Source organism: Streptomyces harbinensis (genome assembly GCF_900116145.1).
Lineage (GTDB): Bacteria > Actinomycetota > Actinomycetes > Streptomycetales > Streptomycetaceae > Streptomyces > Streptomyces carpaticus.
The window spans coordinates 402,189-413,077 of sequence record NZ_FPAB01000002.1 but is presented as its reverse complement, the minus strand read 5'-3'; the positions used below and the strand labels follow the sequence as shown (position 1 = coordinate 413,077).

Sequence of the window (10,889 nt, the reverse complement as noted above, 5' to 3'; positions counted from 1 at the left end):
CGATTAGCTCAGCGGGAGAGCGCTTCCCTGACACGGAAGAGGTCACTGGTTCAATCCCAGTATCGTCCACCAGCAGCAAGGGCCGGGAAGCCCGCATAGCTTCCCGGCCCTTCGCGTGTGCCGGTCGTGCCGGCCCGGAAAACGCGATGCCCGGGCAGCTCCCCAGCTGCCCGGGCACACATGCCGTCCGCCTGACCCCCGTCCCCACGGGGTGTTGGCCGGTGTCCCCGACCCGGGCCGCTCTCCCGGGTCCGGAGCGCCTCTCAGCGCCCCAGTAGTCCGACCACGGACGACGCCTGTGTCACGACGGCATCGACGCCGCCGATCACGACGGCGAGGGTGATGGCCAGCGGCAGCACCATGGCCACCGCCACCAGCGGATGCCGCCGTGCCGCCCTGGGCGATCCGCCGGTCATCTGCGCCATCTGTCCACTCCCGTCGAGGTGTTGGCAAGCGGCGGGCGGGTGACCTCGGGGGACGAGTGCTGCGCCCGCCGCTTGACCTCAACATTAGGTCCCGGCACCGGCCGCCGCGTCAGCCCGGCGTATTGACCCGGTGGCCTCCCAGGGGATGACGCGGGCGCCGCACGGCTACTCCTCAGGGTGGACAGGTGCACCTTTTCACCAGGGGTTTCCCCCAGGGGACCCGCGCGGCGCATGCCCTTCTCGGCGTCGGGGCCGCCCAGTCCGTAAGCTGTGCGACGGCTGTTGAACAGCACAAGGACCGGGCTGCGAGGTAGACATGGCGATGATGCGGCTCCGGCGCGAGGACCCGCGGGTCATGGGGGCGTTCCGGCTCCACCGCCGGCTGGGCGCCGGGGGTATGGGGGTGGTGTACCTCGGCTCGGACCGGCGCGGCCAGCGGGTGGCGCTCAAGGTCATCCGTCCCGACCTCGCGGAGGACCACGAGTTCCGGGCCAGGTTCGCCCGCGAGGTCTCCGCCGTGCGCCGGATCAGGGGCGGCTGCACGGCGCGGCTGGTGGCCGCCGATCTGGACGCCTCCCGGCCGTGGTTCGCCACCCAGTACGTGCCGGGGCCCTCGCTGCACGACAAGGTGGCCGAGCAGGGCCCGCTGTCCGCCGCCGAGACCGCCGCCATCGGCGCCGCGCTCGCCGAGGGCCTGGTCGCCGTGCACGAGGCCGGGGTGGTGCACCGCGATCTGAAGCCCTCCAACATCCTGCTGTCGCCCAAGGGCCCGCGCATCATCGACTTCGGCATCGCCTGGGCCACCGGAGCCTCCACCCTCACCCATGTCGGCACCGCCGTGGGCTCCCCCGGCTTCCTGGCGCCCGAACAGGTACGGGGTGCCGCCGTGACCCCCGCCACCGACGTGTTCTCGCTGGGCGCCACCCTCGCCTACGCCACGCTGGGCGACTCACCGTTCGGACAGGGCAGTTCGGAGGTGATGCTGTACCGGGTGGTCCACGAGGAACCCATCCTGCGCGGCACGCCCTCGGCGCTGGCGCCGCTGCTGCGCGCCTGCCTGGCCAAGTCCCCGCAGGAGCGGCCCAGCACGCTCCAGCTCGCCAGCCGGCTCAAGGAGATCGCTGCCCGCGAGGCCCGCGGTACGGCACCGGCCCCGCGCCCCCGGCCGCGACCCGGCGGCGCCGCGCCGTCCGCACCGCCGCAGCAGCTCCGCTCCCCCCGGGCCGAACCGGCCGCTCCCCCGGCGGGGCGCCCCTCCCCCGTGCCCCGGCCCGCCGCCCGCCGTCCCGCGCCGGTCCCGGCCCGGCGCGGCGGGGACCGCGGACTGTTGCGCCAGCGGCTGATCGTCTTCGTCGTGGTGACGGTGCTGGTGGCGCTGGGCATCGCCCTCGCCCAGGGGTGTCAGGGACCGGTCTGAGGCCGCCGCGCGGTGGCCACGGCGTAGAACGCCACGGCGGCGGCAGCGGCCACGTTCAGCGAGTCCACCCCGTGCGCCATCGGAATCCGCACCCAGGTGTCGGCCGCCGCCAGGGCGCGCGGGGACAGGCCCTCGCCCTCCGCCCCCAGCATGAGCGCGATCCGGTCGTCCGGGCCGACGCCGGCCAGCGCCTCGGCCAGATCCACGGCCCGTTCGTCCGGGGTGAGCGCCAGCAGCCGGAACCCGGCCTCGTGCACCGGCGCCAGCGCCTGCGGCCGGCGCTCCAGCCGGGCGTACGGCAGTGAGAACACCGCGCCCATGGAGACCTTGACCGACCGCCGGTAGAGCGGGTCGGCGCTGTCCGGCGACAGCAGCACCGCGTCCATGCCCAGGGCGGCGGCGCCCCGGAAGATCGCCCCGATGTTGGTGTGGTCGTTGACCGCCTCCACCACGGCGACCCGGCGCGCGTCCGCCAGCAGCCGCGCCGGATCCGGCAGCGGCAGCCGCTGCATCGCGGCCAGCGCGCCCCGGTGCACGTGGTAGCCGGTGACCTGCTCGGCCAGTTCCGGGGTGACCAGGTGGACGGGCGCGTCGGCCGCCTCGATGACATCGGCCAGGGCGGCGGCCCACTTCTCGGTCAGCAGCAGCGAGCGCATCGGGTAACCGGCCGCCAGGGCACGCCGGATGACCTTCTCGCCCTCCGCCATGAACAGGCCCTCGGCGGGCTCCAGCCGGCGGCGCAGGGCGACATCGGTGAGCGCCGTGTAGTCGGCGAGCCGCGGATCGGCGGGGTCCGTGACGGGGATCGGGGTACGGGTCACCGGTCCTGGTCCCCTTCCGCGACGGTCACGACCTCGCCGACGACGATCACGGCGGGCGGCCGGACGCCGTCCGCGGCGATCCGCTCGGCGACCGTGGCCAGCGTGGCGTCGGTACGGCGCTGGGCTGCGGTGGTGCCGTCCTGGACGACCGCCACCGGGGTGCGCGGGTCCCGGCCGTGGGCGATGAGGGTGGCGGCGATCGCCGGCATCCGCTCCACCGCCATCAGCAGCACCAGGGTGCCGCGCAGCCGGGCCAGCCCCGGCCAGTCCACCAGCGAGTCCGGGTGGTCGGGCGCCAGATGCCCGCTGACGACGGTGAACTCGTGCGCCACCCCCCGGTGGGTGACGGGGATGCCGGCCGCGCCCGGCACGCTGATGGCGCTGGTGACGCCGGGCACCACGGTGACCGGTATCCCGGCCGCTGCCAGCGCCCGGGCCTCCTCCATGCCCCGGCCGAAGACGTAGGGGTCGCCGCCCTTGAGCCGGACGACGGCCCGGCCCGCTCTGGCGTGCTCGATCAGCGTCGCGTGGATGGCCTCCTGGGCCATGGCGCGGCCGTAGGGGATCTTGGCGGCGTCGATGACCTCGACATGGGCGGGGAGTTCGTCCAGCAGGTCGCGCGGCCCGAGCCGGTCGGCGACCACCACGTCGGCCTCGGCCAGCAGCCGCCGGCCGCGCACCGTGATCAGGTCGGGGTCGCCGGGCCCGCCGCCCACCAGTGCCACCCCGGGGGTACGGTCCCGGTGCCGCGGCGCGCCCAGCGTGCCCTCGCGCAGTCCTTCGACCACGGCGTCCCGTACGGCCGCCGACCGGCGCGGATCGCGGCCGGTGAGCACGGCCACCGTCACCCCGTCGCTGCGTCCGGTGGCCGGGGTCCAGGCGGTGGCGGCGCCGGCGTCGTCGCTGCGGACGCACCACACCCGCTCCCGCTCCGCCTCGGCGGAGGCGGCGGCGTTGACCTCGGGGTCGTCGGTGGCGACCAGCGCGTACCAGGCGCCCGCCAGGTCGCCGGGCCGGTAGCCGCGCCGCTGCCAGCGCAGTTCGCCGGCCTCGGCCATGGCCTGGACGGAGGGTGTGACGGCGGGCGCGATCAGGTCGACGGCGGCACCGGCGGCGAGCAGTGCGGGCAGCCGGCGCTGGGCGACAGTGCCGCCGCCCAGCACCAGGACACGGCGCCCGGCCAGCCGCAGGCCGACGGGGTACGCGGGAGGGTCGGGGTGAGGCGCTGCTGACATGGGTGGCGCGGCTCCTGATGGACGAGCGGGGGCGCCGCTGCGACGCTGGAGCGGCCGGGGGCGGGCGGCGGCCGGGCCGGGTGCCCGGGCGCCACCCCCACACAGTACGGTTCTCAGTTCTTGTCGCTGACGCCTGCCGCGTCGAAGGTGGCGACCTCCCGCATGGCGCGGGCGGCGCTCTGCACCACCGGGAGCGCCAGCAGCGCCCCGGTGCCCTCGCCGAGCCGCAGGTCCAGGTCGACGAGCGGGCGCAGGCCGAGCGCGGTCAGCGCGGCCATGTGGCCCGGTTCGGCGCTGCGGTGGCCGGCGACGCACACCGAGACGGCCTCGGGCGCGATGGCGCGCGCGGTGAGCGCCGCCGCTCCGGCGCTGACCCCGTCCAGGATCACCGGGACGCGCAGCGAGGCGCCGCCGAGGATGAACCCGGTGAGCGCGGCGTGCTCCAGGCCGCCGACGGCCGCGAGCACCCCGATGGGGTCGGCGGCGTCGGGCTGGTGCCGTTGCAGGGCGCGGCGGACCACGTCGATCTTGCGGACGTGGGTGTCGTCGTCCACGCCGGTGCCCCGGCCGGTGACCTCGGCCGGCTCGGAGCCGGTGAAGACGGCGATCAGCCCGGCGGCCACGGTGGTGTTGGCGATGCCCATCTCCCCGGTGAGCAGCGCGCGGTTGCCGGCCGCCACCAGGTCGCGGGCGGTCTCGATGCCGACCTCCACGGCACGCAGGGCCTCTTCGCGGCTCATGGCGGGGCCTGCGGTGATGTCGCCGGTGCCGGCCCGTACCTTGCGGGGCATCAGGCCGGGCTGGCCGGGCAGTTCGCCCTTGACGCCGACGTCGATGACGCAGACCTCGGCGCCGACCTGCTGGGCGAAGGCGTTGCACACCGCTCCCCCGCCGAGGAAGTTGGCGACCATCTGGCCGGTGACCTCCTGCGGCCAGGGGGTGACGCCCTGGGCGTGCACCCCGTGGTCGCCGGCGAACACCGCGACGGCGGCCGGCTCGGGCAGCGGCGGCGGGCAGCGCCGGGAGAGGCCGCACAGCTGGGCGGAGATGACCTCCAGGGCACCGAGGGCCCCGGCGGGCTTCGTCATCCGCTTCTGCCGCTCCCACGCCTCGGCCAGCGCCTGGGCGTCGAGCGGGCGGATGTCCTCCAGGGTCTCGGTGAGCAGATCGTGCGGCTCGGCACCGGGCAGCGCGCGGCGGCCGTACGCCTCGTCGTGCACCACCCAGGACAGCGGACGCTGCCGGGCGGGTCCGGCCGGCACGGGCTCGGTCTCCTCGGCGAACGCGTCGACGTAGCCGATGCACAGATAGGCCACGATCTCCAGGTGTTCGGGGAGGTCGAGAGTGCGGACGAGTTCCCGCTCGTCGTAGAAGCTGACCCAGCCGACGCCGAGGCCCTCGGCCCGGGCGGCGAGCCACAGGTTCTCGACGGCGAGCGCGGAGGAGTAGGGGGCGAGCTGGGGCCGCTGCTGCGGGTGGGTGGCGTGCCGGCCGCCCCGGGTGGGGTCGGCGGTCACCACGATGTTGACGGGGGTGCGCAGGATCGCGTCGGTCTTCAGTTCCTTGAACTGCTTGGCGCGGCCCTTCGGGAGGGACTTGGCGTACGCGTCGTGCTGCCGGACGGCGAGTTCGTGCACCTGGGTGCGGGTCTCGGCGGACCGGATGATCACGAAGTCCCAGGGCTGGGCGTGCCCGGAGGTGGGCGCGGTGTGCGCGGACTCCAGGACGCGCAGGAGGACTTCGTGCGGGATGGGGTCGGGCAGGAAGCCGTCCCGTACGTCGCGGGGCTCGCGCATGAGCCGGTGCACGGCGGCGGCCTCCGCCGCCGGGGGGACGGCGGCGGCCGAGGGCGCGCCGGCCGGGGCGGGCGTTATGGAGACGGCACCGGCAGTGGACGGGGCGGCGGCGGGTGTCGCCTCGCCGGAGGCGGCGGGTGTCGCCTCGCCGGAGGCGGCGGGCGCCGGGGCGGGGGCCGCGCCGTCTGCGCCGGGGGCCGGGACGCTCGCGGCGCCGGGAGCCTCCGGGGCACCGTCCGGGGTGGCAGGAGCCGGGACAGGGGCCGCGCCGTCCGCGCCCTCGGCGGGGGCAGCCGCCGGGGCGCCGTCCGGGGTGGCAGGAGCCGGCACGGGAGCCGCGCCGTCCGCACCCTCGGCCGGGACGCTCGCGGTGGCGGCAGCCGCCGGGGCGCCGTCCGGGGCGACGGGGGCCGCACCGTCCGCGCCCTCGGCCGGGACCGCCGGGGTGCTGGGAGCCGCGGAGGCAGCGCCGGAGGCGGCGGCTTCCGCTGCCGTCCGGTCGGGGGCCGGGCCGGTGGCCGCCGCCCCGGCGGAGTCGGGGACGGCGTTCGCGGGCGCGGCGCCGGGTACGGGCGGCGCGTCCTGGCCGTCGGACGGCGGGGGCGCGGGCGCCGGTACGGGTGTGCCGGCTGGCTCCGCGTCGGCGGGAGCATCCGCCGGGGCGGCGGCGGGCGCTGGGGCCGGGCCCTCGCCGGTGGCGGCGGCCGGCTGCGGGGCGTCTCCCGCCGCCTCGGGGGCGGCGGCAGCCGCGCCGTCCGCCGGCCCGGCAGGGGCGTCGGCCGGGCCGTCCGCAACGGTCGGGTGGGCGGGGGTGGTCTCCGGGACGGCCGCGCCCCGGGTGGCATCGGCGACCGGCGGAGCCGGAACATCCGCCGCCGGTCCCGCTTCCGCCGCCGGGGTGGTCTCCTGAGCCGCCTCGTCCGCGCCCGTCGCGGCAGCGGTCACAGCCGCACCCGTGGCCTGTTCCTCCGCTGTCCGCGGCGGGCCCGCGGCGGCCGGGTCGCCGGCCTCGGCCACCGGCTGGGCGGGAACGGCGCCCTGGGCGGCGGTGGTTGCCTGGGGGCCGGCGGGCCCACCGGGGGCCGGCTGGGCGGCGTCGACGGCGGGCGCGGCCTGCTGCGGGACGGGAGCGGCCGTCACACCGGCGGCGGGAACGGGGGCTGCGGGAGCATCGGGCCCCGGGGCCGGGGGTGCGGGAACGGCTCCTGCGGGCGCGGGGCCGGCGGCCGGCTGTCCGGCAGCGGCTGCCAGGGCCGGGTCGGCCTCCGCGGGAACGGGCGCCGCCACGGCAGCGGTCGCGGGGCCGGGCGCGGGCTGCGCGGACGCGCCGTGCGGCGGTACCGCCGCCGGTCCTGCGGGGGCGTCGGCGCCCTGCGGGCCGGCCTCTCCGCCCGCAGTGGCGGGCGTCCCCTGGGTCTCGGGGGCGCCCGGGGCCTCGGCCGGGCCCTGCGCGTCCGGACCGGCCTGGTCACCGGGGGTCTCCGGCCCGCCCGCAGGGGCGGGCCCGGTCGCCGCAGCTGCGGCGGGGGGCGGCACAGGCCCGGGCGTGGGCGCGGGCGCGGGGCTGGTCTCCGCCGGTACGGCGGGACCGGCGCCGGGCCCCGCGGGCACCGGGCCGGGAGCGGCACTGGGCGCGGGCGTCACACCGGGAGCAGGCGCGGGCGCGGGCGTCACACCCGGAGCAGGCGCGGGCGTGGGCGTCACACCCGCAGCAGCACCAGGCGCGGACGTCACACCCGGAGCCGGAGCAGACGCGGGTGCCGCACCGGAAGCGGGCACCGCCCGGGCCGGAGCGGGCACCGGGGCGGCGGCCGATGGTGTCGGGCCCGGCTGCGGGGCGGCGGGAGCGCCCGCCGTGCGCGGCGCGGGGAACAGGGGGGCCAGCTGGGCCGGTCTCGGAGCCGCCGGCGTGATCGGCTGCGGGGTGGGGGCCGCGTCACCCCAGGCGACGTGCGCCCCCGGCATCAGCAGATCTTCCTCTTCGCCCTCGATGACATCGTCCGCCTGAACCGTGAAGGGAAAGCCGTGCTCCGGCTCCCCCTCCTCCGGGATCCGGCCGGTGTCCGTCATGCGTACCCCTCGCCCATCGGTCGTGCTCTGCCGGGTTGTGTCGCCGGATGGATCCGGACATCGGCGGATGAATCATCAAGTCCGGCCGACGGCACAACGATCCACCAGCCTACCGCTGCCCGCACCCGCCCCCGGTCATGGGTCGTACGAGTGGCCCGGGATGGTCCGGGTTTGTCTCTCCGCTGGTCACAGACGGCTTCCGGCCAACAGGAAGACGACGGAACGCCCCTGTTCCGACCACTCCTGGGTCTCCAGTTCCACCGATTGCAGGAGCGTGCAGCGCACCGTGTACCCCGCCCCGGCCAGTACCCGCCCCGCGGCCTCCGCCTGATCCCGCGTCATGGCGTGGGTGACGATCCGCTGCGGCCGGCGATCGGCGCACGCCACGAGCGTCCGGTCGCCGCCGCCCCCGACCCGGACCACGTCCGGCTCCGGCAGGGACGCCAGCACCTGCGGGGCGACGCCGTGCACCACGTGCAGTTGCACCCCGTACCGCCGGGCGGTGGCCCCGGCGACCGCGCACGCCTCGGCGTCCCGGTCCACGGCGATGACGGCCGCCCCGTGCCGGGCCGCCTCCAGGGCGGCCAGCCCGCTGCCCGCGCCGATGTCCCAGACGAGGTCGCCGGGGCGCGGGCCGAGCACGGCCAGTTCCAGGGCGCGCAGGTGCGGGGTGCGCCCCGGGGCCGGCAGGGGGTTCTGCTGGTACGCGGCCGGGTCGAGACCCCAGCCGCGCGGTTCGACGGCGGCGGCCGGGTCCAGTCCCGCGAGCCAGCTCTCCCCCGTGCCGCCGCCGGGGGCGGCGGTGGCTCCGCCGCCCGTTCCGCCCACCACGATGACCAGATTGGGGTCGGTCCAGGTGTGCCGGGCGACCTTGTCCGAGGTGAGCACGGACACCCGTTCCCGGTCGGTGCCCAGCGCCTCGCAGATGACGAACGTCCGGTGCACGTCGCCGAGGAGCAGCGCGATCTCGGCGGGCCCGGCGCCGGGTGAGGTGAGGACGGCGACCTTGGGGTGGGCGCGGCAGACGTTGACGGCGCGGCGCAGGGTGCGTTGCTGGGCGGTGACGATGCGGGCGTCGTCCCAGGGCATGCCGGCCCGCGCGAAGCCGGCCGCGACGGCGGAGACGGCCGGCATGACCTCGACCTCCAGGCCGTGTTCGAGGTCGCGCAGGGTGCGGACCACGCCGAAGAAGCCGGGGTCGCCGTCGGCCAGGACGACCGCGGTGCCCCGGTGGGCGGCGATCCGGCCGGCCGCGAGGCGGAGGCTGCCGAGCTGGACCCGTTCGGCACCCGCGGGGATATCGGGCAGGACGAGATGCCGGGGGGCGCCCGCGACCAGGGTGGCGGCGCTCAGTGCGGCACGTGCGCCCGGGGTCAGCGGGCTGCCGTCCCATCCGATCACGGTGACGCGGTCAGCCATGTACGGAAGCTCCTGGACTCGTCACGAGGGGATTCCCGCTGAGCCTACCGCGCGTGACCAGCGGTTCAGCGGTCTTCCAGGTCCTCGGGGAGGAGGCTCCACACGATGGTGTCGGTACGGATGTCCGTCCAGCCACCGTCCTCGGTCCGCGAGCGCACTATCCGGGCGTTGCGCAGGACCCCCTCGCTGACGCAGCCGGCCTTCTGAGCGACCTGCTGGGAGGCGGTGTTGCCGGCCGCGGTGCGCAGTTCGAGGCGTTCGAAGCGCTGGTCGCGGAAGAGCCACTGGGCGACGGCGAGGACGGTCTCGGCGGCGTAGCCCTCGCCGCGGGCCCAGGGGCCGATGATGTAGCCGATCTCGGTGCTGCGGTTGCGCCAGTCGGTGTTCATCAGGTGGGCGCTGCCGACCAGCCGCTGGGTCAGGTGTTCGGTGACGGCGAAGACGATGCCGCGGCCGGTGCGGCGTTCGGCGGGGGCCCGTCTGACGATCCACTCGTGGGCGTCGCGCCGGGTGTACGGGGTGGGGACATTGGTCCAGGCGGCGGTCAGCTCGTCGTTCATCATGTCGGTGAGCGGCGGGATGTCGGCTTCCTCGAAGGGGCGCAGCACGAGGCGTTCCGTGCTGATGGAGATGTCGGGGAAGTGGGATGTCATGCGCCGCTCCATGCTGGGGTCCGAGGGGACAGCATGCAGTATCCAGCCCGTTCGTGCAGCGCCGGGCCCCGGCAGGGGTGCCGGGGGCCCGGTGTGCGTGGGTGGTGTGCCGCTGGGGGAGGTCAGGCTCCGGGGGTGCCGAACGCGGGGATGACGGAGCCGGGGTAGGTGTCCTCGATGAACTGCTTGACCTCGTCGGAGTTCAGCAGCCGGGCGAGGGTCTGCACGGCCGGGTCGTCCTCGTTGCCCGCCTTGACGGCGAGGAAGTTGGCGTACGGGTTGCCCTCGGCCTCTTCCAGGGCGATGGCGTCCTCGTCCGGGGAGAGGCCGACCTCCAGGGCGTAGTTCCCGTTGACGATGGCGGCGTCGAAGTCGTCCAGGGCGCGCGGGAGGCTGGCGGCCTCCAGTTCGGTGAACGTGATGCCGCGGTCGTCGGTGATGTCGCCGAGGACGGCATTGGCACCGACGCCGTCCTTCAGCTCGATGACGTCGTTCTGGGCGAGGAGCTGGAGGGCCCGGCCGCCGTTGCTGGCGTCGTCCGGGATGGCGATGGTGGAGCCTTCGGTGAGGCCGTCCAGGCTGTCCAGGGACTTGGAGTAGAGGCCGAGCGGTTCCAGGTGCACGTTGACGACCGGGACGATGTCGGTGCTGTGGTTGGCGTTGAAGTCGTCCAGGTAGGGCTGGTGCTGGAAGAAGTTGGCGTCCACCTCACCGCTGTCGACGGCGGTGTTGGGCAGCACGTAGTCGCTGAACTCCTGCACGGTCAGGCTGAGACCGGCGTCCTCGGCGAGGTTGTCCCGGACGAAGTCGAGGATCTGGGCGTGCGGGTTGGGGCTGGCCGCGACGGTGATCTGCTGGCTGTCGCCGGCGGAGGAGCCGGCGTCGTCGCCGCTGTTCGGGTCGGAGTCGGTGCCGCAGGCGGCCAGGCTCAGGGTGAGGGCGGCTGCGGAGGCCACGAGGGTGGCGGTACGGAGGTGAGTACGCACGAAAAGTGCCTTTCGATGACTGCGGGTATTTCTCATGGGCCCGGGGGTGCCGGGGGTCTGTGGGGCC

General features: G+C 76.2%; 7 protein-coding genes and 1 pseudogene. 1 reads left to right on the top strand and 7 read right to left on the bottom strand.

What is annotated here, in order from left to right:
• Nucleotides 1–263 precede the first annotated feature (263 nt).
• The gene (locus tag BM385_RS27035) at nucleotides 264–425 is read right to left on the bottom strand and encodes a hypothetical protein (protein ID WP_019434802.1); all 162 of its coding nucleotides are present in this window, start codon (nucleotides 423–425) and stop codon (nucleotides 264–266) included.
• 316 nt (nucleotides 426–741) lie between these two features.
• On the opposite strand from BM385_RS27035, the gene BM385_RS06100 reads away from it, so the two are divergent.
• Nucleotides 742–1,842: a serine/threonine-protein kinase gene (locus BM385_RS06100; protein WP_019434803.1), complete on the top strand. Its 1,101-nt coding sequence runs from the start codon at nucleotides 742–744 to the stop codon at nucleotides 1,840–1,842.
• On the opposite strand, the gene BM385_RS06095 is transcribed toward BM385_RS06100, so the two are convergent.
• The 6 genes and pseudogenes from BM385_RS06095 to BM385_RS06070 form a co-directional block, all read right to left on the bottom strand.
• Nucleotides 1,827–2,663, bottom strand: a complete 837-nt coding sequence (locus tag BM385_RS06095; RefSeq protein WP_019434804.1) for a TrmH family RNA methyltransferase — start codon at nucleotides 2,661–2,663, stop codon at nucleotides 1,827–1,829. The genes BM385_RS06100 and BM385_RS06095 overlap by 16 nt on opposite strands.
• The gene (gene cobA, locus BM385_RS06090; RefSeq protein ID WP_019434805.1) at nucleotides 2,660–3,898 is read right to left on the bottom strand and encodes a uroporphyrinogen-III C-methyltransferase; all 1,239 of its coding nucleotides are present in this window, start codon (nucleotides 3,896–3,898) and stop codon (nucleotides 2,660–2,662) included. The genes BM385_RS06095 and cobA overlap by 4 nt, the downstream gene beginning before the upstream one ends.
• A 113-nt stretch (nucleotides 3,899–4,011) precedes the next feature.
• Nucleotides 4,012–6,180: pseudogene (gene cobT, locus BM385_RS28445) on the bottom strand (nicotinate-nucleotide--dimethylbenzimidazole phosphoribosyltransferase); the annotation flags it as partial.
• Nucleotides 6,181–7,950: 1,770 nt separating this feature from the next.
• The gene (gene cbiE, locus BM385_RS06080) at nucleotides 7,951–9,183 is read right to left on the bottom strand and encodes a precorrin-6y C5,15-methyltransferase (decarboxylating) subunit CbiE (RefSeq protein ID WP_019435070.1); all 1,233 of its coding nucleotides are present in this window, start codon (nucleotides 9,181–9,183) and stop codon (nucleotides 7,951–7,953) included.
• A gap of 65 nt (nucleotides 9,184–9,248) precedes the next feature.
• Nucleotides 9,249–9,836, bottom strand: a complete 588-nt coding sequence (locus BM385_RS06075; RefSeq protein ID WP_019435069.1) for a GNAT family N-acetyltransferase — start codon at nucleotides 9,834–9,836, stop codon at nucleotides 9,249–9,251.
• A 122-nt stretch (nucleotides 9,837–9,958) separates the two neighbouring features.
• Entirely contained in the window at nucleotides 9,959–10,822 is an 864-nt protein-coding gene (locus BM385_RS06070; RefSeq protein ID WP_019435068.1) for a MetQ/NlpA family ABC transporter substrate-binding protein, read from the bottom strand.
• Nucleotides 10,823–10,889 lie beyond the last annotated feature (67 nt).